A 25495-nucleotide genomic window follows, 5' to 3' on the forward strand; every position below is an offset into this window, starting at 1 on the left:
TCCTGCCGCCGCTTCCGACCGCGCCCGCACGGAATTCTGATTCTCTTCCGCGGGTTCCGCGTGTTGCGTGGAGCAGTTTCCCTTATCCATGTCCGACTCACCGCTCGCCCGCCTCGCCCGCCAAATCGAATTCATCGCCGAGTGCGATCGGCTGAAGGAGATCTTCCGCCAGACGGTGAACACCCAGAGCCGCCGCGCCGAAAATGACGCCGAGCACTCGTGGCACCTGTGCCTGTGCGTCATCGTACTCGCCGAGCACGCGAATGTTCGGACGCTCGATGTGCTGCGCGTGCTGAAGATGATCATCGTCCACGATCTCGTGGAGATCGATGCCGGCGACACTTTCGCCTACGACGTCGCCGCCATGGCCCACCAGCACGAACGCGAGGCCATCGCCGCCGATCGCATCTTCGGCCTGCTGCCGCCGGATCAGGCGGTGGAGTTTCGCGCGCTGTGGGATGAGTTTGAGGCGAAGACGACGCCCGAGGCGAAGTTCGCCACCGCCGTCGATCGCTTTCAGCCGATGCTCCTCAACTGCCGGTCGCAGGGCGCCGCGTGGAACCGCCACGGCATCACGCACGATCGCGTGGTCGCGCGCAATCGTCACATCGCCGACGGCTGCGATCCGTTGTGGCAGTACGCGGAGAAAATGCTGCAGGACATCGTCGACGCCGGCCACCTCGCCAAGGCACCGCAGGCGTAACGGGTGGCGAACGACGAGCGGAAACATCCAGATCGGCACAGGAGGCAACGGAGGGAACTGAGGAGATTGAGCGAATTTTTGGGGGACCGAGGGAGCCGGCGGATTTTTTTCAATCCTCTCCTCTTCCTCCTCCGTTCCCTCCGTTACCTCCTGTGAAACTTCCCGCGTAGCGAACAATCGAGCCACCGTTATACCCGTCGCACTCAAACTGTCCGCCTCGTTGTCGCGCATCCGACCCTCGCCCCCCGCGTCCTGCGGCCAACCCTCCCGTCATGCCCCACCCCGCCCGCCTGCTCGTTGTATCCGCTTTGCTTGCACTGCGCCTGTTCGCCGCCGAACCCACCGCGACCGGTCCGCTGCCCACCGACTGGATTGATCCCCAGACGGGTCATCGCGTCATCCGGCTCTCGCCCGAAACCGGCAGCACGAGTCTCTATTTTCACCAGCGCGCCTACACGCCCGAAGGTGACAAGGTCGTCCTTCGCACGCGCGACGGCATTCTCGCGGTGGATCTGAAAACGCTCGGCCGGACCCGTCCGACCTCCGAGCTCGTGCTGGCCAACGCGAGCCCGATTGCGACCGCCTGGCGGACGCGGGAGGCCTATTTCTTTCCCCGCGGCGAGAACACGCTCAAGGCCGTGCACCTCGATACCAAGGTCGTGCGTGAAGTCGTGAAGCTGCCGCCGCAGGCCCGCGGCGCGCAGTTCGCGATCAACTGCGATGAATCGCTGCTCGTCGCGATCGGTCCCGACCCCGACGGCAAAACGATTCCCCGCACCCCGCCCGCCGGTGGCGCCGGCGGCACACTCGAGGCCCAATGGTCCGCGGGCACCCCGAAGATGATCTACACCGTCAATGTGAAGACCGGTGAATTCAAAGTGCTGCACCGCGAAAACGACTGGACCAATCACCTGCAATGCTCCCCGACCGACCCGCAGCAAATTCTCTTCTGTCATGAGGGCCCGTGGCATTTCAACGATCGCACGTGGACGATCCGCGCCGACGGCGGGCCGGCAAAACTGCTGCACGAGCGCACCATGAACATGGAGATCGAGGGCCATGAGTTCTTCAGCCAGGACGGCAAGTGGGTCTGGTTCGATCTGCAGACGCCGCGCAGTACCGTCTTCTGGCTCGCGGGCGTGGAACTCGCGACCGGCAAGCGCACCTGGTACCACGTCAAACGCGAGGAATGGTCGGTCCACTACAACGTGTCGGCCGACGGCAAATTTTTCGCCGGCGACGGCGGTGGCCCGGGCAGCGTCGCGGCGTTTTCCCCGGACGGCGAACGCCTCACTCCGCCCGGCAACGGCATGTGGATTTATCTCTTCCGGCCGGTGATGGTGAAAGGCAGCTCGTTCCGCGATCAGAAGCCGCTGATCGACATCGGCGCGTTCAAGTCGGAGCGTCTCGTCGACATGTCGAAACACGACTACAGCAAGGACCGCGGCGTGGAGCCGAATCTCACGTTCACTCCCGACGGCAAGTGGATCATTTTCAGCGGCAACTTCCACAGCCCGCGCGACGAGCGCGGCCGCGCCCTCACCCACACCTACGCCGTCGAGCTCGCGAAACCAAACTTCTCGCAGTAATCACCCTCGCCGTCCGCAAGCCTCATCGTCCGGGAGCGCCGGCCTCCGGCCGGCATCGGTCAAATGCAGGCGGGACGCCTGCGCTCCCGGCCAGTCCCGCCCTCACGTACTGTCATTCTACTCTTCTCTCACTTCCCCCGATGAAAACCACCCCGCTGTTCCTCGTGTTCGTCACCGCCCTCGCGCTCGTGCGCCCGGCCTTCGCCGCCGATCCGCGGCCCGTCGTTCCGCTCTGGCCCAACGGCGCACCGGGTTCCGAGGCCCGCCGCGCCGAACCCGAGAAAGTCGCGAACAGCAACGTTTCCAACATCCACCACCCGTCGCTGCTGGTGTATCTGCCGTCCAAGGACACCGCCACCGGCGCGGCGGTGATCGTCGCCCCCGGCGGCGGTCACGCGCGCCACGCGATCCAGCACGAGGGCTACAACGTCGGCGAATGGCTCGCGAGTCACGGCGTCGCGGCGTTCGTGCTGAAGTACCGGCTCGCCAAGGACGACGCCACGCCCGCCGGCCAGCCGCAACCCTACACGGTCGATCGCGATGCGCTGGCCGATGCGCAGCGGGCGTTCCGCGTGGTGCGCGCCCGCGCGCAGGAATGGGGCGTGCGCCCCGACGCCGTCGGCATCCTCGGTTTCTCCGCGGGTGGCGAAGTCGCGCTGCTCGCCGCGACGCGCGGCGCCGATGGTCAACCTTCCGCCCCCGATCCGATCGAACGCCAGAGCGCCCGCGCCAATTTCTACGCGCTGATTTATCCCGGCGGACTGCCGCGCACCGACATCGAAGTGACGAAGTCCACGCCGCCGGTCTTCCTCGCCGCGGGCTACGGCGACCGCCAGAACATCGCCGAGGGCCTCGCGGAATTCTATCTCAAGAGCAAGCGCGCGGGCGCACTCGCAGAACTCCACATGTACGCCGGCGCAAACCACGGCTTCGGCGTCCGCGACACGAACAAGTCGCCCGCCGGCGCCTGGACCATGCGGTTTCACGAGTGGCTCGGCGACCGGAAGTTTCTGGCCCCTTCGTCCAAGTAAACGCCCGCGTTGGCCACGGCCACGCGGCTTCCGGCGGACATTGACTCGTCGACGCGGAACGCACCGTTTCATTTTCAACCCGTTTGGGACGAAATGTATCCAGTCCTCATGCACCGTTTCGCTGCCGTCTTCATTCTGCTTCTGTCCGTCGGAACCGCCGCGCCCGAACACTCCCTCCGCTATTCGCAGCCCGCGGAAAAGTGGGTCGAGGCACTGCCGGTGGGCAACGGCCGGCTGGGTGCGATGGTCTTTGGCGGCTGGGCGCAAGAACGGCTGCAGCTCAACGAGGCCACGCTGTGGTCAGGCGGCCCGAAGGACTGGAACAACGCGGGCGCCCGCGCCGTGCTCCCCAAGGTGAGGGAGGCAATCCTCGCCGGCCGTTTCCGCGAAGCCGAGGCGCTCTGCAAGAAAATGCAGGGACCGTACAACCAGTCGTACCAACCGCTCGGCCAGCTGCAGCTGGACTTCGGGGTCGGTGACGCCACGCCGGCCGACTACGAGCGAAGCCTCGATCTCGATCGCGCCGTCACGACGACCCGCTACACGCTCGGCGGTGTCACCTACACGCGCGAGGTATTCAGCAGTTTCCCTGATCAGCTGATCGCGATTCGTCTCACCGCCAGCCAGCCGGGCCGGCTCTCGTTCACCGCCAGCATCGACTCCCCGCTCCGGCATGTGCACGCCGGCGGAAGCGACGACACGATCATCCTGCAGGGCAAGGCGCCGACGCACGTCGATCCGAACTACCTGCGCAACACGCCGCAGCCGATCCGTTACGAGGAGGAACCCGACGCCGAAGGGATGACCTTCGACTTTCGCGTGCGCATCGTCACCGAAGGCGGCGCGGTGCAACGCGACGGCGCGGCGCTGACGGTGACCAAGGCGAATGCCGTCACCGTGCTGATCTCCGCCGGCACCAGCTTCAACGGCTTCGACAAGTCACCCGCACGGCAGGGCCGCGACCCGAGCGCGATCGCCACACAGCACCTGAAGGCCGCGCAGTCCCGCGGCTACGATGAACTGATCGCGCGCCACACCGCCGATCACCAGCGGCTTTATCGTCGCGTCGAACTCGATCTCGGCTCGGCCGCAGGCGCCGGTGCGCTGACGACCGACGCCCGGCTCGCGCGCTTTCTCAAGGGCGTGGCCGACCCCGGCCTGGCGTCACTGCTTTTCAACTACGGCCGCTATCTGTTGATCGCGAGTTCGCGGCCCGGCGGCCAGCCCGCCAACCTGCAGGGCATCTGGAACGATTCGATGCGTCCGCCGTGGAGCAGCAACTGGACGATCAACATCAACACGCAGATGAACTACTGGCCGGCCGAGGTCGCGAACCTCGCCGAGTGCCACACGCCGCTCTTCGCCTTCATCGCCGAGCTGGCCGTCAACGGCCGCAAGACCGCCGCGATCAACTACGGCGCCCGCGGCTGGGTCTCCCATCACAACTCCGATCTCTGGCGCCAGTCCGCGCCGGTCGGCAATTACGGCCTCGGTGATCCGGTATGGGCCAACTTCGCGCTGAGCGGGCCCTGGCTGTGCCAACATCTCTGGGAGCATTATGCGTTCGGCGGCGACAAGGCGTTTCTCCGCGACCAGGCGTGGCCGCTGATGAAGGGTGCCGCCGAGTTCTGCCTCGATTGGCTCATCGACGACGGCCAGGGCCATCTCGTCACCGCGCCGTCAGCGTCTCCAGAAATTGGATTCCTCGACCACGACGGCTACCGAGCGTCCGTCAGCATGGCGACGACGATGGACATGCAGATCATCCGGGATCACTTCACGAACACCCTCGCCGCGGCGCGCGAGCTGGGGATTGAGCCGGAGTTCGCGGCGCGGATCGAAGCAGCCCGTGCCAGGCTGTACCCGGCGAAGATCGGCCGGCGCGGCAACCTGCAGGAATGGTTCGACGACTTCGTGGAAACGGACGTCCACCACCGCCATGTCTCGCACCTGTTCGGCGTGTATCCAGGCAGCGAGATTACGCCCGCGACGCCCGAACTCTTTGCCGCCGCCCGGCGCGCGCTCGAGCTCCGCGGTGACGACGGCACCGGCTGGTCGCTCGGCTGGAAGATCAATTTCTGGGCGCGCTTCCGGGACGGCGACCACGCGCACCTGCTGGTGAAGAATCTCCTGCGGCCCGTCGGCGCGAACGTCGACGGCATCGAGGTGAAGGGCGGCGGCGTGTATCCCAATCTCTTTGACGCGCACCCGCCTTTCCAAATCGACGGCAACTTCGGTTTCACCGCCGGCGTCGCCGAGATGCTCCTCCAAAGCCACTTGGGCGAAGTGGATCTTCTGCCCGCGCTGCCCGCCGCCTGGCCGACCGGCTCGGTCCGCGGTCTGCGGGCACGGGGCGGTTTCGAGATCGACCTCACGTGGCGCGACGGCGCGCTCGTGAGTGCGCAGATCCGCTCGACCCGCGGCGGCCCGTTGCGCGTGCGGCGGGGCGAGGTCACGCGGGACTTTCCGACGCAGGCGGGCGACGTGGTCGCCCTCGACGCGACGCTCGGCCGCAGCCGGTGAGCGCATGCGCCCTGGACCGACGCCGCCCGAGCCGCGCCCGTCTCCCGCAGCATTGAAACCGACCGGAATCCGATCCGGTGTCGTGCACGGTAATTTGTTGTAAAAGCCCTCCCACGCGATCCCCGCGCTCGCGAGGATTTGGCTGCGTGCCGAAGCAGGTTCCGGGCAGCTTCCAACGAAGCCGCCCGCCTGCCATCCATGCCTGACTTTACCACTCGGTTCTCCCGTCACTTTTATTGCACCTTGGGTCGCGTTGCTTGTCTCGTACGAGCCAACCTCGCTTCTTCCTCGGATTGAAAAACGCGTTTTGCCGTCTCCTCTGCGGTTTCGTCAGCCTGTGCACGCTGGCCGCCGCCGCCCTCCAGCCGCCGCCGCCGAGCGAACCGTTCACGGCCAAGGAGGTCGCCCAGGGTTTCCGGGACGGCGTGCTGCTCGTGAAACCGCTCCCGGGCCGGCGCGCCTCGGCTGATGCGGACGAGTCCCGCGAAGGCCTGCGCACGCGGCGGCGCTGGGATCGCTTCGGCGGCCTGCGCCTGCTGGAAGTGCCCGCCGGCGAGACCGTCGATCGCGCGGTCGAGCGGCTGCGGGCCAGCGGACGTTACGAATACGTGCAGGTGGATACGATTCGCTACGCCAGCGCCACGCCCAACGACCCGAACCTCAACCGCCAGTGGCCGCTCACCAACTCCGGCGCGAACAACGGCATCACCGGCGCCGACATCAAGGCGATCGAAGCGTGGAATGTGCGCACCGACGCCTCGACGGTGATCGTGGCCGTGATCGATTCCGGCATCCGCCTGGATCATCCCGACATCGCCGCGAATCTCTGGCGCAACACGCGCGAAATTCCCGGCAATGGCCGCGACGACGATGGCAACGGCTACATCGACGACGTCAACGGCATCAACGCGATCACCAACACCGGCAACCCCAACGACGACCTCGGCCACGGCAGCCATGTCGCCGGCATCATCGGCGCCGTCGGCAACAACGCGCTCGGCATGGCCGGCGTCGCGTGGCGCGTGCAGCTCATGCCGCTGAAGTTCCTCCGCGGCGACACCGGCGCGAACGCCGGCCGTGGAGTCACCTCCGACGCGATCGAATGCATCGAGTACGCGATCGCCAACGGCGCGCACATCATCAACGCGAGCTACGGCGCCGCCGCCAGTTCGATCACGCAGTACGATCCCGCTGAGTTCGACGCGATCCGCCAGGCCCGCGACGCCGGCATCCTGTTTGTCGCTGCCGCCGGCAATGACGGCGCCAACATGGACGTCGTCACCGGCTACCCCGGCGGCTTCCGGCTCGAGAACGTCATCTCGGTCGCCAACTCCAATAACCGCGACGAGGTGTCGTTGAGTTCGAATTTCGGCTCCGGCTCGGTGGAACTCTTCGCGCCCGGCAGCGACATCTACTCGCTTTCGAACGATCTCGCCTCGCCGTACATCGTGCGCTCCGGCACATCAATGGCGGCCCCGCATGTCACGGGCGCGCTCGCGTTGCTCAAGGCGCAGTTTCCCGCCGACACCTACCGTCAACTCGTCAATCGCCTGCTGCGCTCCGTCGATCCCGTGCCCGCCTTTGTCGGCAAGGTGCAGACCGGCGGCCGGCTCAATCTCGATCGCGCTCTGCGCTCGACCGACAACCGGCCGTTCAACGACGACTTCGCCGCGCGCGCGCGCATCGCCGGCAGCAATCTCGCCATCCGCACCGTCAACACTGGTGCCACCACCGAGTCCGAACCCGCCATCGCCGGCCAGGCCGCTGGCGCATCGCTGTGGTGGGAGTGGACCGCGCCGACCACGAGCCTCGTGCGGCTCTCCACCGCCGGCAGCACCTACGACACGGTCGTCGGCGTGTTCACGGGTTCGACCCTCGCGTCGCTCACGCCGATTGCCTCCAACGACAACGACGGCACGCGGCTCACGTCGCGCGTGGAGTTCACCGCTCAGGGCGGCACGACCTACCAGATCGTCGTCGGCGGCAAGGGCGGCGGCACCGGCCTGACGCTCGTCGATCTCGGCGCGGTGCCGGCCAACGACAACTTCGCCAGCGCCGAATCCATCTTCGGCCCGACCGTGCTGCTTCAGGCCACCAACGCCCAGGCGACGCTCGAGACCAACGAGCCGCAGATTCGCGGCCGGATCGGCGGGCGATCGCTGTGGTATCGCTGGACGGCGCCGGCCACGGGGCGATTCCAAATCGGGCTCAGCAGCGGCGGTTTCGATCCGCTCCTCGCGGTGTACACCGGCAGCGCGTTGAACGCGCTCACGCTCGTCGGTTCGAGTGACGATTACGAAGAGGAGTCCGGCGGCACTTCCGCCAACACCAGCGCGCTCGTGACGGTCAACGCGGTCGGCGGGACGACCTACACGATCCAGGTCGACGGCAACGCGCGCGGCGGTTCCCCGCCCACGATTGCGCCGTTCACCCTCACGTTGAACGACTCGCTCTGGCAGGGCTTTGCCGGCAGCAGCATCACGTGCGCGCCCACCATCGGTCCGGATGGCGCGGTGTATGTCGGCAGCACGGACGGATTTTTCCATGCGTTCAATGCCGACGGCACCCGCCGCTGGCCGGCGATCGATCTCAGTTCGTCGTCGCAGGACACGTCCGCGGCCGCGCTCGCGCCCGACGGCACGCTGTACTTCGGCAGCGGACGCAACGCGCTGCAGGCCGGCACCGCGCGCCTCCGCGCCTACAACAGCACGACCGGCGCGAAGAAATGGGAGGTGGTCGTCGGCACCGGGGTGAACGCGAACAACGCGGTCGCCCTCGGCGCGGACGGAACGATCTACGTGCACTCCGACGAAGGCCGGCTGTTCGCCTACACGGATACCGGCACGACGGCGCAGCAGAAATGGTCCGTGGCCATTCCGGGCACGTCGTACGCCTCCGTTTCGATTGGGGCCGACGGCACGATCTATCTCGGCTGCGACGATCCCGCGCTCACGAATCCAGTGCACCGGCTCTTCGCGCTGAATCCCGCGACGGGCGAAACGAAGTGGTCGTTTCCCGTCGACAATCCGATTTATACCGCGGCCGCGATCGATGCCGCCGGCAATCTTTACTTCGGCACGCTCTCGTCGGGCCGGCTTTATTCGGTCACGCCGAACGGACTCCAGCGCTGGATCTATCGCGGCGCGACGCTCGGCACGTCGTCGTCGCCGGCCTTCAGCCCGAGCGGCACCACCGTCTATTTCGCCGGCTACGACGGCGTGCTGCATGCGGTGGACACGACGACCGGAGCACCGCGCTGGACGTTCAAGCTCGGCAAGGAAGTGCGCGCGTCGTCGCCCGCCGTCGATGCGAACGGTGTGATCTACATCGGCAGCTATGACGGCCTCATCTACGCGGTGAATCCCGACGGCACACTCAAGCGCACGTGGTCGACCGGCAACATCGTGCGTTCCTCGCCCGCGATCGCCGGTCGCACGCTGTACATCGGCAGCAACGACCAGCAGCTGTATGCGTTCGACATCGGCACCGGCACGGCGGGCCCGTGGACGCAATACCGGCAGAACGCGCGGCGCACCGGCCGGGCGTCCGCGTCGACGATCACATTGTTCGCCTCGCCCGTGTCGCAGACGGCGGTGCTCGGGTTCCCGCTCACGCTCAGCGTCGTCGCGGGCGGTTCGGGCACGCTCACGTATGAATGGCGCAAGGACGGCGTGCTGATTCCGGGCGCGACGGCGGCATCGTACACGATCGCCACCGTCACGGCCGGCTCGGCGGGAAGTTATTCCGTCGCGGTGACGGACACGCAGGGCACGGTGGCTTCGGCTCCCGCGATGATCACGGTTGAGGCCGGCCAGCCGGGCCAGCTCACGAATCTTTCTGTTCGCACGACCGCGGGTAGCGGCGAGCAGACGCTCGCGGTCGGCTTCGTGGTGGCCGGCGCGCCGACGGCGGCGAAGAACGTCTTGATTCGCGCCATCGGTCCCACCCTGGCGGATTTCGGCGTCACGGGTGTACTCGCCGATCCGCAGCTGCAGCTGTTTTCCGAAGGCACCGTGCTGGCGTCGAATGATCAGTGGGGCGTGCCCGCCGGCGGCGCCGCCGCGCTGGCGAACACGTTTACCGGCGTCGGAGCGTTTGCGCTTCGTCCTGATTCACTCGATGCCGCGATTCTCCGCGCCGCCAACCCCGGCGTGTATTCCGCGCAGATCACGGGCGTGACCGGATCCGGCATCGCACTCGCTGAGGTCTACGATACCAACTCCGGTTCAGGGGCGCGGCTGGTGAACCTGTCCGCCCGCGCGGCGGTGGGCACGGGCAGCGGCGTGCTTATCGCTGGCTTCACGATTTCCGGCAACGTGCCGAAGCGCGTGCTGATTCGCGGCATCGGTCCCACGCTGACCAGTTTCGCTGTCAGCGGCGCGCTCCCGAATCCGCGGCTCGATCTTTACCGCGGCACGACCGTGATCGAGAGCAACGACGACTGGGGCGGCACGCCGGCGCTGAGCGCGGCGTTTTCGAACGTGGCGGCGTTTGCGCTGGCCGCGAACAGCCGTGACGCCGTGCTGCTCGTGACGCTCGCTCCGGGGAGTTATACCGCGCAAGTCAGCGGCGTCGGGGCGACGACCGGCGTGGCGTTGATCGAAATTTACGAGATGCCGTAAACGATAGCGAACGGTGGAGCGGTGGGCGTGAAACCCGCCTGTTTCCATCCTTGACCGGCCGGACCGGCACCGCACCGTCTCCCTTTCTCACCGCAATGCCCGATGGTGTAATGGCAGCACAGGCGACTTTGACTCGCCTAGTCATGGTTCGAATCCATGTCGGGCAGCCAGTTGGCGATTCGGTGGTGGCGGAGTTGTGGCTCACCGGCCGCCTTCTTAATGCCATTCGCCGCCCCGCCGCGAGCGACCTGTAGCTCATTTCATCTGCACCACGACCTTGCCCCTAGCCCGGCCTTTTTCGAGATACGCGAGAGCTTCCTTCGCCTGGTCAAATGGGAAGACCTCGTCGATTACCGGCCGGATTTTGCCCGCTTGGAGCAGTTCGCCGATCTCCGCGAGTTGACGGCCGTCGGGATACACGAAGAGGAATGAATAGGTCGCGCCAATTTTCTTGGCCTGCCGGATGATGCCGGCGCTCAGTAAACCGAAGACGGCCTTCATCATAAAGTTCATGCCTCGGCCGCGCGCGAAGGCAACGTCGGGCGGGCCGACGAGCGAGACGACATTGCTGTTCGGCTTCAGAATCCGCAGGGATTTCTTCTGCGAGTCACCCGTAACGGTGCCCAGCACGGCATCGTAGTCCCGGAGGACTTCCTCGAATTCCTGCTTCCTGTAGTCGATCACCTCATCGGCACCGAGGCTCCGCACCAGTTCCAGGTTGCCCGCGCTCGCGGTCGTACCGACCTTGGCTCCGAGGTGTTTGGTAAGCTGGATTGCAAACGTGCCGATGCCGCCGGAGCCGGCGGGGATGAATATCTTTTGCCCGCGCCTGACCTGCGCCCGATCTTTGAGCGCCTGCCAGGAGGTTAATCCGACCATCGGGATCGAGGCCGCCTGCACAAAGTCCAGGTTCGACGGTTTCAGCGCCGCCGCGCTCTCGGGCACGACCGCGAATTCGGCGAGCGAGCCTGTGCCCAGGTCGAAGATGCTGGCGAAGACGGCATCGCCCACCTTGAAGCGGGTCACGCGGCTGCCCACCTCCGCCACCACGCCCGCCAGATCACTGCCCAGCGTGGCCGGCAACTGCAACCGGATGATCGGCTTGAAGATTCCTTTCGGAATCATCGTGTCGATTTTGTTCAAGCCGACCGCGTGGACGCGGACGAGAATTTCGTCCGGCTTGATCGTGGGCTCAGGAATCTCGGAGAACACAATGTTGTCGGACTTGGCGTAACGGGTGAAGGTAAGTGCTTTCATGACTGCGCCTGCAGTGTTTCCTTGCGGAGTGTGTTCAAATCACGGTTGGGTCAGTTCAGTTGAAATTCGTTGCGGATGGCCGCGTCGAACATCCCCGCGGGGAGAAAGCGACGGAGCCGGGTCAACAGGATGCCCTTGCCGACCGGGTAGCGCAGCCGAGGCGCCTTGGCGGTCAGCGCGGTGAAAACGGCTTCGGCCACCAGCTGCGGATCGTCTCCGTTCGCGATGGACTTCTCGGCCATGCGCGAAATCCCGTCGCGCTGAGCCGCGTATTCTTTGAGCCGGATGACCGCGTCTTTTCCGCTGTGGCTGATGTTGCTCTTGGTGAACGAGGGCTCGATGAGCGACGCCCGGATCCCGAAGCCCCGCACCTCGTGGTCCAGCGACTCGGTGTAGCCCTCGATCGCATGTTTGCTCGCAGCATACATCGGCATGAAGGGCGCCGGCAGCAGGCCCACGACGGAACTGATATTGGCGAGACGGCCAAAGCCGGCCTGCCGCATCCCCGGCAACACCGCATTCGTCACGCGCAGGACACCGAAGAAATTGGTCTCAAACTGCTGTCGCGCCTCGGCAAGGCTGGTCTCTTCCGCCGCGCCGGTCAGACCGTATCCGGCATTGTTGACCAAGAAATGAACGGAGCCGGCTTTCTGGACGATACTTTGCAGTGCTCCGTCCACACTGGCATCGTCGGTGACATCCATGCCGATCATTTCCACGCCCGGGACAGGGCTGGCGGATCTTGGATTGCGGGCCGTGCCGAAGACACGAGCGCCGCGCTCCGCGAGGAGCTGGGCGATTTCTCGGCCGATGCCAGATGAGGCCCCGGTGACGAGCGTGACTTTGCCGGTGAGATCAGAGGTCGAGGTCATGTGGATAGGAATCGAGTTTTTGGTCAGGTAGCTGGGCTACGGCGCACATAGATTATGATCATAATCTAACCGTCAAGCACTTTAGATGACGTTTGACATCTTTCTTCCTTGAGGCCTTGGTTTTCCGCAGGAGCTCATAAAATGAAAGTCACCAAAGCACAGGCACTTGAGAACCGGGCACGCATTGTGGACACAGCCTCAACCCTCTTCCGTGAGCGCGGTTACGACGGCGTAAGCGTGGCGGACTTGATGGCGGCGGCCGGGTTTACCCACGGTGGATTCTACAAGCATTTTGGCTCCAAGGCCGACCTCATGGCCGAAGCGGCCGGTGTGGGCTTCTCGCGGGCGGTAGCCTCTCTCGCGGGCGTCAACGCGCCGCAGTATATTCAGGAATACCTATCCCGGCCCCACCGCGATTCGCGTGGCGATGGCTGCACGTTCGCGGCCCTTTCCGGGGATGCGGCCCGTCAGCCTGATTCAATCAAGCAGGCCTTTGCCGCGGGCATTGAAAATCAACTGGCAATCCTGGCGCGTGAAGAGAGTTCCCTTAGCGAAAGCGAAAAACGGGAAGCGCGCGCCAAGCGGATCGACACCCTTGCGCATGTCGTGGGCGCGCTGGTGCTGTCGCGAGCCTGTCCCGACGACTCATCGCTGGCGGACGAGATCCTCGAGGTCTGCCGCACGGAGGTTCTCAATCGGTATGCCCGAAAAGGCGCTGGGCCACACTTGGGTTAGCCTTCAGGAATAGACGTCGGTCAAGCCCACGACTCCTTTTAGAATTGAGGAAGCTGCGTCCGAAACGGGCAGCGCGTCGGTTTGATTCGCTTCAAACGTTCTCGATTTTATCCATGTCGGGCAGCCCTTCGCCGGGCCGTCGAGGCCGGTTTGCTCATGGCCTACGGCTGCCCGATGTGAGCCCACCTGAAAGCGGTATTGGCCGGAGCAAGGCGGTCACTTTGGTTCGGGCGCGGCGCGATTGTCGGCAATGCGGGCACGCAGCTCACGGCCGCGGCGCCGGGATTCGGCGGCGAGACCTTGCTTGAAACGGATCACCTTTGCCTGCAGCCGCGGATCGGACGTCGCTAGAATCGAGACGGCGAGCAGCCCCGCGTTCCGCGCGCCGCCGATCGCCATGGTGGCCACCGGAACGCCAGCTGGCATCTGCACGATCGAGAGCAGGGAATCGAGTCCCTTCAGGCTCCGACTCTCAACGGGCACGCCGATCACCGGCAGGGGCGTGTGACTCGCCACCATTCCCGGCAGATGCGCGGCGCCACCCGCCCCCGCGATGATCACCCGCAGCCCGCGGCGATGGGCGGACTTGGCGTAGCGCGCCATGTCGTCCGGCGTGCGATGCGCCGACACCACCTGCACATCGCAGGCAATCGAAAAGTCGGCGCAGGCCTTGAGCGCGGCTTCCATGGTCGGCCAGTCCGAATCGCTGCCCATGATGATGCCGACGAGCGGCTGAGAGTTGGTTTTCATGTGATCGGTTCGAAGTAAAGGGCGCGCGCGGCCTCCTGCGCCGTTGCCATGGCCTCACGCGTGGTCTGGCCGAGGGCGGTGATGTGTCCCATCTTTCGACCCGCCCCAGACTGCGCCTTGCCGTAGAGGTGCACAAAGGCACCGGGAACGGCGAGCGCCTGCTCCAGACCCAGCGGGCGGCCGCCGCCACGCTGCATGCCGAGCACATTGAGCATGACGGCGGCCGGGGCGATCAAGCGCGGGCTCCCGAGGGGCCAACCCAGCACGGCGCGCACGTGATTTTCGAACTGTGAGCACACGCAGGCTTCAATGGTGTAGTGGCCGGAGTTGTGCACCCGCGGCGCGAGTTCGTTGATGGCGATGGCACCGGTCTCCGAGAGGAACAGCTCCACCCCGAAACTGCCCACCGCACCCACCGCGGTCACAGCGCGCCGGGCAATCTCGGCGGCCTGATCCGCCAAGGCCGGTGCAATCGCAGCCGGCGCCCGCACCACGTGGCACACATGATCACGCTGCACGGTTTCAACCACGGGATAGGTTACGACGTTGCCGTCGCGGCCGCGCGTCACAATCACGGCCAGCTCCTGACTGAAACGCCAGAATGCCTCGACCAGCAAGGCCTGGTCATCGCCCCGGAGCGTCTCCCACGCGGCTGAAATTCCAGCCGGCGAGTGAATCGTGGCGTTACCCTTGCCGTCATAGCCGTTGCGCCGGGTCTTGAGCACCAGGGGCCAGCCGAATTTTTCTCCGGCGGCTGCGATTTGCGCTGGCGAGTCGACGGCACAGAATTCCGCGACGGGCAGGCCGGCCCGCACCAGGGCTTCCTTCTGCAGGAGTTTGTCCTGCGTGAGAGCGATGCACGCAGCACTCGGAAACACCTTGTGCCCGCGGTCCTCCAAGCGACGAAGCACGGCCGCATCGACGAACTCGTTCTCCAACGTGACGACATCCACCTGCGCGACGAATCGGCGGAGGGTCTCGTCGTCGCTCCAATCGCCCGTGACGGTCAGCGGGATGAGCTGGGCGGCGGGACTGAACGGGTTGCGCTCAAGGACGCTCACTTCGCAGCCGAGCGGAAGTGCCGCGAGAGCTGTCATGCGGGCCAGCTGTCCACCGCCGATGATGCCTAGGCGGGCGCTCGCGAACGGGCGGGCAGAGGGTGGCAGGCCTTCCTGTTCGTACGTTTCGTGCATGGTCAAAATTTCTCCCGGCGGAGTACATGAATGTCAGTCTCGTAAGCGACCATGGCAAATTTTGGAAAGAACTCCTGTTCGAGCCGGGTGAGAAGCTGCGTCGAGACGGCAGGCTGCACGATCACCTCGACCTGAATGTTGGTAAATTCAAGGATGTCCGCGGTGCGCCGGCCCCGCCGCCCCTCCCCTTCCACGCTGAAAACGGTGTAGCCGTGGGCTCCCACGTCGCGGAGCAAACGCTCGAGCGGATCACGCGCGAGCGCCTCACAGATGATGGTGACGAGTTTTACGGGATGGGTTTTCATGCAGGGCCGAGCAGGAAGCGGGCAATTCCGTAGTAGATGGGAATCCCGATGGTGATGTTGAAGGGAAACGTAATCGCGAGGGAAGCGGTGAGGTAAAGCGTGGGGTTGGCGTCCGGCAGCGAAAGTCGCATGGCGGCCGGAGCGGCGATATACGAGGCGCTCGCGGCCAACACCCCGAGCAGCGTCGAGCCACCGACGCTCAGTCCGGTGTATTTGCCCAGCAGCACACCCAGGGCGCCGTGGACGAGCGGCACCAGGATGCCGAAGGCGATGAGAAACGGCCCCACCCGGCGCAGGTCGCCGAGCCGCTGACCCGCCACCAAACCCATCTCGAGCAAAAAGAGCGCGAGCACGCCCTGAAACGGAGTCACGAAAAACGCCCCGACTTTTTCCATCCCGGCCGGCCCGCACAACGCTCCGACGACCAGCCCGCCGACCAGGAGCAGCACGCTGCGACCGAAGAGGGCCTCATGCATCACCGTTCTCCATGAATGGGCAAAGACGGATTCCGGGCGTGCGACCGACACCTTGCCGAGCAGCACCCCGACGATGATGGCAGGTGACTCCATCACGGCGAGAAACGCGGTCGCATAGCTTTCGTAGGGGACGTCGATGCTCTTGAGGTAGTTGGTGGCCGCAATGAAGGTCACCGCGCTCACCGACCCATAGTGGGCGGCGACCGCCGCCGCATCGACGGGACGAAACCCGCCTGCGTAACGGAGCAAAGGATACACCCAGAGCGGGATCGCGGCACCGAGCAACATCGCGGCGAGACCGGGAAGCAGCACGGTACCGATGCCCGCCTCGCTGACCGCGACGCCGCCCTTGAACCCCACCGCCGTCAGAAGATAAATGGTGAGGGCGACATAAAGCGCCTCCGGAAACTTCAAATCACTCCGCAACACCGCCGCCACCAGTCCAAGCGCAAAGAACAGGACCGCGGGCGAGAGCAGATTGGCCGAGAGCGCGGAGAAGAGATCCATGTGGGATCATGGTAACAACCGGAGGAGATTCTGAAAAACAGATTGTTCCGATGCTATCGTTCGGTTACCCCGAACGCATGGTCGAGATGCTGGAAACTCCGGAATGGCTCAATTACCACCATCTGCGGCATTTTTGGATGATCGCCCGGCACCGCAGCATGACGCGGGCGGCGGAGGCGTTGAACATCTCGCCGTCCACCCTGAGCGAGCAATTGGGCGAACTGGAGGAATGGCTGGGGCAGCCGCTGTTTGAACGGCGCGGCCGGACCCTGCACCTCACCGAGTCCGGCCAGGTGGCGTTGCAGCATGCCGAAACGATTTTCGAAACGGGGCGCGAGCTGATGACGAGTTTCCGGAGTGCGAACCGTGGGGAGCAGCGCGTCCTGCGCCTCGGTGCGGTGGGGCCGCTTTCAAAAAACCTCCAGTTCGACTTCATTCAACCGCTCCTGGCGGGCGACCGCACCAAGGTGGTCGTGGTCGCGGGAGGACTCGACCAGCTCGCGCGTCAGCTGCGGGAGCACCGGCTGGATCTGGTGCTGTCGAACATCCCGCTTCGCGCCGATCAGGAGCACAACGTCTTCAACCATCTGCTCGGCGAGGTGCCGGTCTTTCTGGTCGGTGGCCGACCGCTCAAAGGAACCAGGCAGCGATTCCCTCATTTCCTGCGCGGACGGCCGCTGTTCCTGCCGAGTCACCAGAGCCACGTGCGGATGGACTTTGATCTGCTGCTGCGAAAGGCGGGCATCGAACCAGAGGTGCGCGCGGAGGTGGACGACATGGCGTTGCTGCGATTGCTGGCCCTGTCGGGCGAGGGCCTGGCCCTCGTTTCGAAGATTGTCGTCGAGCGGGAACTGGAGTCGCGGCAGATCAAATTCATGCTGCGCGTCCCTGGCCTGGTGGAACGCTTCTATGCCCTGACCGCCAGGAAGCGGTTTGAGAATGCCTGGCTCGGCACGATCGTGGAGGCGTTTCGCGCGCGGCTGCAGATCCTGGGATCCAACGCCCGCGGCCGACCGCAAGCGAACGGATAAGAGCTGCGCTTCACCTGGTTGCAGAGACTGACCAGACGGCCGGGCAAGCGGTGTGGTCACACGACAGAACTCCTCAATTTTCGCGTGAGCTTGGCCAAGGGACGCGCAGACCCTCGCGCCGAACCGGACCATACTGAATCACGACTCCACGGTGCGGTGCCCCGCCCGTGCTCCCCTGCAACTCCTGTCTCCGTTCCGTCGATACCCGAGCTTTTCCGCCCATGAAATTCACCCGCCGACACTTTCTGCAGAGCACCGCCGTGGCGTTCGGCATGCCGACGATCATTCCCGCCGCCGTCCTGGGCCGGAACGGCGCGGTCGCACCCAGCAACCGCATCGTGCTCGCCGGCATCGGCATCGGTCCGCGCGGACGCGAGGACTTGAAGTCGTTTTTGAACCAGCCCGACGTTCAGTTCGTGGCCATCGCCGACGTGCAGGAAGCGCGCCGCGAGGTCGTTCGCGTGATGGCCAACCGGCAGTACAACAATCAGGACTGCGTCAAGACCCGCGACATGTACGAGGTGCTTGGCCGCGCCGACATCGATGCCGTGCTGATCGCCACCGGCGATCGCTGGCATGCACTCGCCAGCATCCTGGCCGCCAAGGCCGGCAAGGACATCTATTGCGAGAAACCCTGCAGCATGACGATCCGCGAAAGCCAGGAGCTGGCCGATGCGATCAATCGCTACGGACGCGTCTTCCAAGCGGGCACGCAGCGACGCAACGTGGACAACTTCCGTTTTGCCGCGGAGCTCGCGCGTAGCGGGCGCCTCGGGAAGATTCATACGGTCCATGCCGGCATCCTCCCGCTCCAGGAAAGCCACAAGTGGCTGCCCGCCGAGCCTGAGCCGGCCCGCGACGTCGTGGACTGGGATCGCTGGCTGGGCCCGGCTCCGTGGCGCCCCTACAACAAGGACTATGTCCAGGGTCGCTGGCGCGGCTACTATGATTTCCACGGTGGCGCGGCGCTGCCCGAGTGGGGCGCGCACACCGTTGATCTGTGTCAGTGGGCCGCCAGCGCCGACCACACGACGCCCGTCGAGTTCGAAGGCGAAGGCCAGACGATCCACGGGCGCTACGCGAGCGGCGTGAAGCTCGTCATGCGGCTCGCCGGTTTCAAAGGCGAAGGCAATTGGGTCGTCCCCGGAACCTGTCCGGTGCGCTTCGAAGGTGACGAAGGCTGGGTCGAAGCCGCCGATACCGGGAAGATCGCGGTGTCATCGCCGTCGCTGCTGGCGGCGGGCGCGCCGAAGGAGATGGCCGGCACCGATCCGAGCAAGCACGTCCGCGACTTCCTCGACTGCGTCAAGTCGCGCGCCAAACCGGCCGCCAACGCCGAGGTCACGCGTCGCGGCCACATTATTTCCCACGCCGCGTCCATCGGCTGGCGGCTCGGCCGCAAGGTGCAATTCGATCCCGTCACCGAGTCGTTCGTGAACGACAACGATGCGAATCGCATGTGCAGCCGAGCGCGTCGCGCTCCCTGGCATGGCTGAAAACTCGCTGAAGTTAAATCCATGAACGCCCTTCGCTCCTTCATCCCCGCCGTCGTCGTCTTCGCGCTGGTCGGCTGTACCACGACCGCCATCAACCCGGCCGCAACCGCGGCGCTGGGCGTGCTCAACTCGGAGGCCGGGGTGCAGGAAAAAGCCCGCGCCTGTCAGGAACTTGGCGTGTACGGAGGACCCGAAGCCGTGCCGGCCTTGGCCGCGCTCCTGAATCATGAACCCCTGGCCGACTACGCGCGCAGCGGCCTCGAGGCCATCAAGGATCCCTCCGCCGGCCAAGCCCTGCGCCAGGCCCTGCGCACGGCGAGCGGCCGACCGTTGAGCGGCATAGTGAACTCGCTCGGTGTTCGCCGCGAAAGCGCCGCCGTATCCGAGCTGCAAGCACTGGCGCTGGATGCAAAACGGGGCGTCGCCGCGGAAGCGGTCGCTTCGCTTGGAATGATTGGGACCACCGAAGCGGCGAAAGCCCTGCAGACGATCCTCGCCGCTGGCCCCGCCGATCTGCGCGTGCCGGCGGCGCACGCCGCGTTTACCGCCGCCTCGCAGCTGGCCCGGGACGGCCACGCCGCCGCCGCCCGCGACTTGCTGCAGGCCGTCACGCGTTCCCTCCCTTCCGGTCACCTCGCGATGGTGGCACAAAGTCAGATGGCGGCACTCACGCCCGGGCGATAACTCCCGGAAATCAGCGCGCGTGACTCGGCACAAAAACGCGCTCGCATTGTCCTGCCCCGCCCGCGGCGCTTCCATCTCGTTTCCCTGCCTTGGGAACGGTGAGCTGGGCCCGCGCCGCCCCCGGTCGCTACCCTCATGCAGCGACCGAGGGCGGTCGCGGTCCCACAATCCCACTCCCAACCCGCGGCTCAATCGCCGAAGCTGATGCCCAGCGCCCGCCCCGTGCGGACGATATCGCCATCCGGCGGCACGGTGCTGAGGCGACCGATCGCCTCCTGCAGCGGAATACCGATGGTATCGGGCGGCACTGAGGCCACCATCACGCCGAAGCGTTCCTCGGAAATCAGCCGCACGGCCCCGACGCCGAAGCGTGTGCAGAGCATGCGATCAAAGGTCGTGGGCACACCGCCACGCTGCAGGTGACCGAGGACGCAGACGCGGGTTTCCTTGCCGGTGCGCTTTTGAATTTCATCGGCGACCATCGTCGCCACGCCACCGAGCCGGGCCTCGCGAAACGCGCCACCACCGGGGCCGATGCCCGCGGCGGGCGCACCCTGCGTGACAAACTCCCCGCCGTCCTGCCGCGCACCTTCCGCGACGACGACGAGCGAGTGACGTTTCCCGTCCTTCTCGCGCTCGCGAATCTTTTCGCAGACGCGCTCAATATTGAACGGGATCTCCGGAATCAAAATCGCATCGGCACCGCCGGCGATGCCGCTATGCGCCGCAATCCACCCCGCGTAGCGTCCCATCATTTCACATACGAGGACGCGTTCGTGGCTCGCCGCAGTGCAGCGGAGGCGGTCCAGGGCGTCGGTCGCAAACGACACCGCGGTGTCGAAACCAAACGTGACCGTCGTGCCCGCGATGTCGTTGTCGATCGTTTTGGGCACGCCGACGACGGGCACGCCGCCGTCGTGAAGCTGTTGCGCGATGGAGAGCGAACCGTCGCCACCGACGACTACGAGCGCCCGCAGGCCGAGCCGGTCGAAATTCCCCTTGGCCTCGACGATCACGGCGTGATCGATCTCGCGCTTTTCGCCGTGTCCCACCTTGGCGGCGAAGCGACCGGAGTTGCTGGTCCCGAGGATGGTGCCGCCGAGAAAGAGCAGACCGTCCATGTCATCGGGATCGAGCACCCGGGCCCGGACCGGATTGAGCAGGCCCTCGAAGCCGCCGAGGAACCCGAAGGTCGTCCAGGCGTTCTTGGCGGCGGCGATCACCACCGCACGAATCACCGCGTTAAGGCCGGGACAGTCGCCCCCGCCAGTGAGAATGCCGATGCGGGTCTTCATGGTTGCGCAAACGGCATTATCGACTCGATCCGGGATCGGCCTTACGTCAAATCGCCGTGGGCGCGACGCTTCCGCAGCAGTGCAACTCCTCCCGCTCCACGCCCTTCGTTGCCACCCATGCGCCCCTCCACGACCCGCCTCGCCGAACTCAAGTGGACTTACTCCGGCGATCCGGTTGAACGCACCCGCCTCGCAATCATGAACCGCCATTCCCGTCGCTCCGTCACTCCGTTTCCTTCCCGTTGCGCGCGCGCGGCCTGCTTCCGGGCATTCATGCTCACGCTCGCGGTCGCCCTCGCCGGACCAGTGCAAGCGCCCGCTGCGCCCGCGTCCGCGACGGCAGCGTCGGCCGGGACCGTGCTGCGCGAGGTACTGTTCAGTCCGGGCAACATCACCGAGCGCAAGAACACCTACGACCGTTTCGAGCCGCTGCGGAAACCGGCGGGCAATCCGGTCATGACCGCGCAGATGCCGTGGGAGCAAAGCGGCATCGCCTGGGGCAGCGTGATCCGCTCGCAGATCGACGGTAAGTTCAAATTTTTCTACGGCACGGATTTTCCCGGCGCACAGGACGGCGCCGTGCTCGTGGACAATTCCATGCAGGGAAAAAATCACTGCGTGGTGTGCTATGCCGAGTCGGACGACGGCCTCACGTGGCGGCGGCCGGCGTTGAATCTCCATTTTCAGGATCAGTTTCCCGGCAACAACATCATCCTGACCTGGGCCTCCTACTACAACGACTCGGCCTCGGTCATCGAGGATCTCCGCGACCCCGATCCGCAGCGCCGGTACAAGCTGATGATGTTTCACCTCGATACGAGGAACCGCGACCTGAACGGTCCGGGCCTCTTCGTGTCGCCCGACGGCCTGCGCTGGACGTTCACCGGCACGGTGCTGCCGGGCCAGGATGCGTCGTCACTGTGGCAGGACCCGCGCAACGGCCGGTACCACGCGTTCCTCAAGGATCGGCTCGGCAACAGCCGCAGCCGGATGCTCGCGACCAGCGACGATTTTCGCACGTGGACCGAGCCGCAATGGATCGTGACGCCGGATCACGGTGACCACGACGGGACGAACTTCTACAACCAATCGACGTTCACGTTGAGCGGTCGCACACTCGGGTTTCTGAATCTCTACGACGTCACGACGCAGACAACGTGGATCGAATTGATCGAAAGCGGTGACACCCACACCTGGCGGCGCATGCCGTCGCGTCCGCGGCTGCTGCAACCCGGCCCGCCCGGGACCTACGACAGCGGCGGCGCGTACGTCGGGCTCGCCGAGCCGATTCTCGTTGGCGACGAGTATCGGTATTACTACTACGCGTCGGCCGACCGGCACGACACAGCCGACACCGGGGGCAATCCCGCGCAGCGGCCGTCGCTCGCGTACGCGACGTTTCGCAAGGATCGCCTCGTCGGCCAGCAGACGGAACACGACGGCTCGTTCGCCACGCTGCCCTTTGTCTGCCCCGGCGGCCGGCTCCTGCTCAACTTCGCCGGCGCGAGCGACGTCACGGTCTCGATCAAGCGTCCGGGCTACGGCGGCGACTACGAGGGCTTCGCGCTGGCCGACTGCGTGCCGGTCACGGGCGACAGCCTGCGGCGCGAAATCGGGTGGAAGAACCACGCCACGCTCGACGCCCTGAAGGGAAAGTACATCCGGCTGCGCGTGGCGGGGAAGAACGTCGTCGCTTACAGTGCGGCGTTTGTGCGGTAAACAAGCGGGATATGATCGGACGTTCAGCGGGCGGGGGCGCCCGCGGTCCCAGGGGATCAAGGCTTCGCGTGCTGCTTGAAAAACTTCACGATCAGCGGCGGCGCGGCGGGCGGATACGCGTGCGTGCCCGCGTGAATCATCGTGACCACGGGCGCGCCGACGGGCGACGCGTAGAGCGTGCAGTCCCGGTCCCATGGCTCGCCCGCGCCGCACTGGTTAACGTTTTTCAGCACGGCGATCATCGCCTCCTGCCACGCGAACTTCACCAGTTGATCCTTTTGCCCGGCGATGTGCAGCACGGGCTTTGGCTTGAGATCGTTTCGCGTGAACCTGCCGACCGCGGCCGACGGAGCCAGCGCGGCAAACGTATCGCCACGCGTCGCCCACAGCAGGTACGTGAAACCGCCGCCGTTGGAGTGGCCCGTCGCGTAAATCCGGTGGTCGTCCACGCGCAGCTCGCTGCGGAGCTCACGTAACACGGTGTCGAAGAACTTGAGATCCCGGTCAGCGTGGTCGCCCGCTCTCCCCTGCCAGCCCGCGCGTTTTCCCTCGGGATCGGTTAGCTGACCGGGCGTCGGCACGCCCTGCAGGTAAACCACGATCGCCTCCGGCCACTGGGTGTGAATCGAAAAACTGCGCGCGGCGTTTTGCATCGTTCCGCCGTGGCCGTGAAACGCGAAGACCACTGGCGTCGGCTGGCCCTTCGCCGCGGCCGGCGCGTATACGAGCCCGGTGCGTGTGACGCCGTCCACGTTCCATTCGCGGCGCGCGGGCGCCTCCGCGGCGACCGCGAGTCCGCCGAGGGTGCCGCACAGTGTGAACAGGAAAATCCAACGGCGCAGGCACGTTCCGGTGAAGGCGAGAAGGAAGGGAGTCATGGCGAGTGCCTGGCATGACGCCGCCACGCGTCAGGAGTAACGCACGACGTCCGCGGCCGGCCGAGTTTACCGTCGTTTTGCAGCCGACCGTGATTGCGCCCGGCGGGGAATCCTGTCCCGCTCGCGGCACCCCGTTTTACCCATGTCGATCGATCGTCGTTCCTTCCTCACGTCCTCAGTCGCGGCCGGTGCGGCTGCACTCCTCGGTTCGCTGCCGCTGGCCGCGCAAACGAAAGCCGCGACCGCGCGTCGCAAGCGGATCAAACTCGGCATCGCCACCTACTCGTACTGGCACTTCAAGACCACCAAGGTGCCGATCGAAACGGTCATGGATCGCGCCGCCGAGATCGGCGTCGAGGGCGTCGATATTCTCCACCGCCAGATGGCGATCGCGGAACGCGCCCCGCTGGATGCCGCCGGCCGCGCCTACCTCCACGGCCTGAAGCGTCATGCCTTCCGGAACGGTCTCGAGATTTGCTGCGTGTCGACGCACCAGAGTTTCGTGAAGGCCGACCCGCAGGAACTCGCGGTGGAGGTCGAGCACACGAAGAAGTGCATCGAGCTCGCCTACGAACTCGGGTGTCCGTGCATCCGCATCAACACCGGCCGCTGGGGCACGACGCGGAGTTTCGATGCCCTGATGGCGAACCGCGGCATCGAGCCGGTGCTGCCGGGCCACACGGAGGACGAAGGGTTCAAGTGGTGCATCGACGGCATCGAGCGTTGTCTGGAAAAGGCCGCACAATGCGGGGTCGTCCTCGCGTTGGAGAATCACTGGGGCCTCGCCCGCACGCCCGAGGGGCTGCTGCGCATCCTCAATCAGATCAAGTCGCCCTGGCTGGGTGGACTCATGGACACCGGCAACTTTCTCGAGGACCCGTATCCGAAGCTCGAGGCGATCGCGCCACAGACCGTGTACGTGCAGGCGAAGACGTATCAAGGCGGCGGCGAATGGTATTCGCTCGATCTCGATTACACCCGCATCGCCGCCATCCTGCAGCGCGCCGGTTACACCGGCTGGGTCGCGCTCGAGATGGAAGGCAAGGCGGACCCCGACGTCGCCGTGCCCGAGAGCATCGCGACGCTCCGCGCCGCCTTCGCCTGAGCAGGGCCCCCTGAATTCAGTACGCGGGGTCCTTGGCGCGAGCCCGCGTTGCTCGCAACAGTTCAGGCGCACTTCCATGCCGCCCAAATACTCCCCGCCCCAGGCGTCTGCGCGCAATGCGCCCGCCGCTCCCGCTCCGATCAAAACGCTCCGCCTCGGCCGCCTCAAAGCCGCCGTGTGGGAAAACGGCGCCGACCAGCGCGCGTTTTTCAATGTCACTTTCGCTCGCACCTACATGGACGAAGAGAAGAAATTTCACGACACGGACAGCTTCGGCCGCGACGACCTGCTGCTGCTCGCGAAGATCGCCGACCAGGCGCACACGTTCATCTGCGAACGCATGGCCAGCGCTCGCAATGACGAAGGCGGGGATGCTTCGCGGCGCTGAGACCGAACACGGGGCGGCGAGCGCCAGCGAGTGGCTGTTCGTCCACTCGCTGGCGCTCGCAGCCACCTCCGCCGAAAAGGTGAACAAGCAACGGGGAATTGGAATGGTACCGACGCGGCCGAGGGCGACTTCCCTGGGCCCGTCGGCGAAGACACAACGTCCCACGTCAGGGAAGTCGTATCCCTTGGGCCCCTGGGACCGCGGACGCCCCCGTCCGCTCCGGCCGCATGCAGTCGAAACGTCCGCGCTCCCGGGGACGGCCGACGTCGGTTCCGCTGATTCGGTCGCTCTGCCACACTGCAAGGCGAGACGCGTGAGAGCTCAGGCCCGCCGCTT

Annotated in this window: 20 protein-coding genes and 1 tRNA gene; 13 read left to right on the forward strand and 8 right to left on the reverse strand. The window is 65.7% G+C overall.

All coding sequences use genetic code 11. The annotated features are described in order from the left end of the window. Positions 1–88: 88 nt before the first annotated feature. From ACLJEU_RS18310 to ACLJEU_RS18335, 6 genes are all read left to right on the forward strand, one after another. Complete coding sequence (locus tag ACLJEU_RS18310) at positions 89–703, forward strand: HD domain-containing protein (RefSeq protein ID WP_414660066.1); 615 nt, start codon at positions 89–91, stop codon at positions 701–703. A 272-nt stretch (positions 704–975) separates the two neighbouring features. After that, the gene (locus tag ACLJEU_RS18315) at positions 976–2292 is read left to right on the forward strand and encodes an oligogalacturonate lyase family protein (protein WP_414660065.1); all 1317 of its coding nucleotides are present in this window, start codon (positions 976–978) and stop codon (positions 2290–2292) included. 140 nt (positions 2293–2432) lie between these two features. Then, a complete protein-coding gene (locus tag ACLJEU_RS18320; RefSeq protein ID WP_414660064.1) occupies positions 2433–3323 on the forward strand; it encodes an alpha/beta hydrolase in 891 nt (296 codons plus the stop codon). Between the two features lie 108 nt (positions 3324–3431). Beyond that, complete coding sequence (locus tag ACLJEU_RS18325; protein ID WP_414660063.1) at positions 3432–5846, forward strand: glycoside hydrolase family 95 protein; 2415 nt, start codon at positions 3432–3434, stop codon at positions 5844–5846. 293 nt (positions 5847–6139) lie between these two features. After that, positions 6140–10468, forward strand: a complete 4329-nt coding sequence (locus tag ACLJEU_RS18330; protein ID WP_414660062.1) for a S8 family serine peptidase — start codon at positions 6140–6142, stop codon at positions 10466–10468. 96 nt (positions 10469–10564) lie between these two features. After that, positions 10565–10638: transfer RNA gene (locus tag ACLJEU_RS18335), tRNA-Gln, on the forward strand. A gap of 85 nt (positions 10639–10723) precedes the next feature. Here the strand turns inward: ACLJEU_RS18335 and ACLJEU_RS18340 are convergent. Next, a complete protein-coding gene (locus tag ACLJEU_RS18340) occupies positions 10724–11725 on the reverse strand; it encodes an NADP-dependent oxidoreductase (RefSeq protein ID WP_414660061.1) in 1002 nt (333 codons plus the stop codon). A 50-nt stretch (positions 11726–11775) separates the two neighbouring features. Next, complete coding sequence (locus ACLJEU_RS18345) at positions 11776–12597, reverse strand: oxidoreductase (protein ID WP_414660060.1); 822 nt, start codon at positions 12595–12597, stop codon at positions 11776–11778. A 141-nt stretch (positions 12598–12738) separates the two neighbouring features. On the opposite strand from ACLJEU_RS18345, the gene ACLJEU_RS18350 reads away from it, so the two are divergent. Next, positions 12739–13332: a TetR/AcrR family transcriptional regulator gene (locus ACLJEU_RS18350; RefSeq protein WP_414660059.1), complete on the forward strand. Its 594-nt coding sequence runs from the start codon at positions 12739–12741 to the stop codon at positions 13330–13332. Between the two features lie 216 nt (positions 13333–13548). Here ACLJEU_RS18350 and purE read toward each other — a convergent pair whose 3' ends face one another. From purE to ACLJEU_RS18370, 4 genes are read right to left on the reverse strand one after another with little or no spacing between them, the layout of a single operon-like run. Further along, entirely contained in the window at positions 13549–14082 is a 534-nt protein-coding gene (gene purE / locus ACLJEU_RS18355) for a 5-(carboxyamino)imidazole ribonucleotide mutase (RefSeq protein WP_414660058.1), read from the reverse strand. Beyond that, on the reverse strand, positions 14079–15275 hold the full coding sequence (locus ACLJEU_RS18360; protein ID WP_414660057.1) for a 5-(carboxyamino)imidazole ribonucleotide synthase: 1197 nt from the start codon (positions 15273–15275) through the stop codon (positions 14079–14081). Before ACLJEU_RS18360 ends, purE begins: the two co-directional genes overlap by 4 nt. A gap of 2 nt (positions 15276–15277) precedes the next feature. Then, complete coding sequence (locus ACLJEU_RS18365; protein WP_414660056.1) at positions 15278–15580, reverse strand: P-II family nitrogen regulator; 303 nt, start codon at positions 15578–15580, stop codon at positions 15278–15280. Beyond that, the gene (locus tag ACLJEU_RS18370) at positions 15577–16563 is read right to left on the reverse strand and encodes a sodium-dependent bicarbonate transport family permease (RefSeq protein WP_414660055.1); all 987 of its coding nucleotides are present in this window, start codon (positions 16561–16563) and stop codon (positions 15577–15579) included. Before ACLJEU_RS18370 ends, ACLJEU_RS18365 begins: the two co-directional genes overlap by 4 nt. A 50-nt stretch (positions 16564–16613) precedes the next feature. On the opposite strand from ACLJEU_RS18370, the gene ACLJEU_RS18375 reads away from it, so the two are divergent. The 3 genes from ACLJEU_RS18375 (at position 16614) to ACLJEU_RS18385 (ending at position 19774) form a co-directional block, all read left to right on the forward strand. Beyond that, positions 16614–17594, forward strand: a complete 981-nt coding sequence (locus ACLJEU_RS18375) for a LysR family transcriptional regulator (RefSeq protein ID WP_414660054.1) — start codon at positions 16614–16616, stop codon at positions 17592–17594. 221 nt (positions 17595–17815) lie between these two features. Continuing rightward, positions 17816–19090 (forward strand): Gfo/Idh/MocA family protein, encoded by a 1275-nt coding sequence (locus ACLJEU_RS18380; protein ID WP_414660053.1) that lies wholly within the window; start codon positions 17816–17818, stop codon positions 19088–19090. A gap of 21 nt (positions 19091–19111) precedes the next feature. Further along, complete coding sequence (locus tag ACLJEU_RS18385; protein WP_414660052.1) at positions 19112–19774, forward strand: HEAT repeat domain-containing protein; 663 nt, start codon at positions 19112–19114, stop codon at positions 19772–19774. A gap of 188 nt (positions 19775–19962) precedes the next feature. Here ACLJEU_RS18385 and ACLJEU_RS18390 read toward each other — a convergent pair whose 3' ends face one another. Further along, a complete protein-coding gene (locus tag ACLJEU_RS18390; RefSeq protein WP_414660051.1) occupies positions 19963–21069 on the reverse strand; it encodes a 6-phosphofructokinase in 1107 nt (368 codons plus the stop codon). 117 nt (positions 21070–21186) lie between these two features. Here ACLJEU_RS18390 and ACLJEU_RS18395 point away from each other — a divergent pair, with 117 nt between their 5' ends. Continuing rightward, entirely contained in the window at positions 21187–22788 is a 1602-nt protein-coding gene (locus ACLJEU_RS18395; RefSeq protein ID WP_414660050.1) for a glycoside hydrolase family protein, read from the forward strand. 56 nt (positions 22789–22844) lie between these two features. Here ACLJEU_RS18395 and ACLJEU_RS18400 read toward each other — a convergent pair whose 3' ends face one another. Continuing rightward, complete coding sequence (locus tag ACLJEU_RS18400; RefSeq protein WP_414660049.1) at positions 22845–23666, reverse strand: alpha/beta hydrolase family esterase; 822 nt, start codon at positions 23664–23666, stop codon at positions 22845–22847. A 142-nt stretch (positions 23667–23808) separates the two neighbouring features. On the opposite strand from ACLJEU_RS18400, the gene ACLJEU_RS18405 reads away from it, so the two are divergent. Beyond that, on the forward strand, positions 23809–24771 hold the full coding sequence (locus ACLJEU_RS18405) for a sugar phosphate isomerase/epimerase family protein (protein WP_414660048.1): 963 nt from the start codon (positions 23809–23811) through the stop codon (positions 24769–24771). 76 nt (positions 24772–24847) lie between these two features. Beyond that, complete coding sequence (locus tag ACLJEU_RS18410) at positions 24848–25159, forward strand: hypothetical protein (protein ID WP_414660047.1); 312 nt, start codon at positions 24848–24850, stop codon at positions 25157–25159. Positions 25160–25495: the final 336 nt, after the last annotated feature.

Origin of the sequence: Terrisphaera buseokensis, assembly GCF_047521145.2 — a bacterium.
Taxonomy (GTDB): Bacteria; Verrucomicrobiota; Verrucomicrobiia; order Opitutales; family Opitutaceae; genus ER46.

Bases quoted from the DNA above. Each gene is read 5' to 3' on its own strand.
- ACLJEU_RS18310 (WP_414660066.1), top strand. From the start codon at position 89: ATGTCCGACTCACCGCTCGCCCGCCTCGCCCGCCAAATCGAATTCATC.
- ACLJEU_RS18315 (WP_414660065.1), top strand. From the start codon at position 976: ATGCCCCACCCCGCCCGCCTGCTCGTTGTATCCGCTTTGCTTGCACTG.
- ACLJEU_RS18320 (WP_414660064.1), top strand. From the start codon at position 2,433: ATGAAAACCACCCCGCTGTTCCTCGTGTTCGTCACCGCCCTCGCGCTC.
- ACLJEU_RS18325 (WP_414660063.1), top strand. From the start codon at position 3,432: ATGCACCGTTTCGCTGCCGTCTTCATTCTGCTTCTGTCCGTCGGAACC.
- ACLJEU_RS18340 (WP_414660061.1), bottom strand. From the start codon at position 11,725: ATGAAAGCACTTACCTTCACCCGTTACGCCAAGTCCGACAACATTGTG.
- ACLJEU_RS18345 (WP_414660060.1), bottom strand. From the start codon at position 12,597: ATGACCTCGACCTCTGATCTCACCGGCAAAGTCACGCTCGTCACCGGG.
- ACLJEU_RS18350 (WP_414660059.1), top strand. From the start codon at position 12,739: ATGAAAGTCACCAAAGCACAGGCACTTGAGAACCGGGCACGCATTGTG.
- purE (WP_414660058.1), bottom strand. From the start codon at position 14,082: ATGAAAACCAACTCTCAGCCGCTCGTCGGCATCATCATGGGCAGCGAT.
- ACLJEU_RS18360 (WP_414660057.1), bottom strand. From the start codon at position 15,275: ATGCACGAAACGTACGAACAGGAAGGCCTGCCACCCTCTGCCCGCCCG.
- ACLJEU_RS18365 (WP_414660056.1), bottom strand. From the start codon at position 15,580: ATGAAAACCCATCCCGTAAAACTCGTCACCATCATCTGTGAGGCGCTC.
- ACLJEU_RS18370 (WP_414660055.1), bottom strand. From the start codon at position 16,563: ATGGATCTCTTCTCCGCGCTCTCGGCCAATCTGCTCTCGCCCGCGGTC.
- ACLJEU_RS18375 (WP_414660054.1), top strand. From the start codon at position 16,614: ATGCTATCGTTCGGTTACCCCGAACGCATGGTCGAGATGCTGGAAACT.
- ACLJEU_RS18380 (WP_414660053.1), top strand. From the start codon at position 17,816: ATGAAATTCACCCGCCGACACTTTCTGCAGAGCACCGCCGTGGCGTTC.
- ACLJEU_RS18385 (WP_414660052.1), top strand. From the start codon at position 19,112: ATGAACGCCCTTCGCTCCTTCATCCCCGCCGTCGTCGTCTTCGCGCTG.
- ACLJEU_RS18390 (WP_414660051.1), bottom strand. From the start codon at position 21,069: ATGAAGACCCGCATCGGCATTCTCACTGGCGGGGGCGACTGTCCCGGC.
- ACLJEU_RS18395 (WP_414660050.1), top strand. From the start codon at position 21,187: ATGCGCCCCTCCACGACCCGCCTCGCCGAACTCAAGTGGACTTACTCC.
- ACLJEU_RS18400 (WP_414660049.1), bottom strand. From the start codon at position 23,666: ATGACTCCCTTCCTTCTCGCCTTCACCGGAACGTGCCTGCGCCGTTGG.
- ACLJEU_RS18405 (WP_414660048.1), top strand. From the start codon at position 23,809: ATGTCGATCGATCGTCGTTCCTTCCTCACGTCCTCAGTCGCGGCCGGT.
- ACLJEU_RS18410 (WP_414660047.1), top strand. From the start codon at position 24,848: ATGCCGCCCAAATACTCCCCGCCCCAGGCGTCTGCGCGCAATGCGCCC.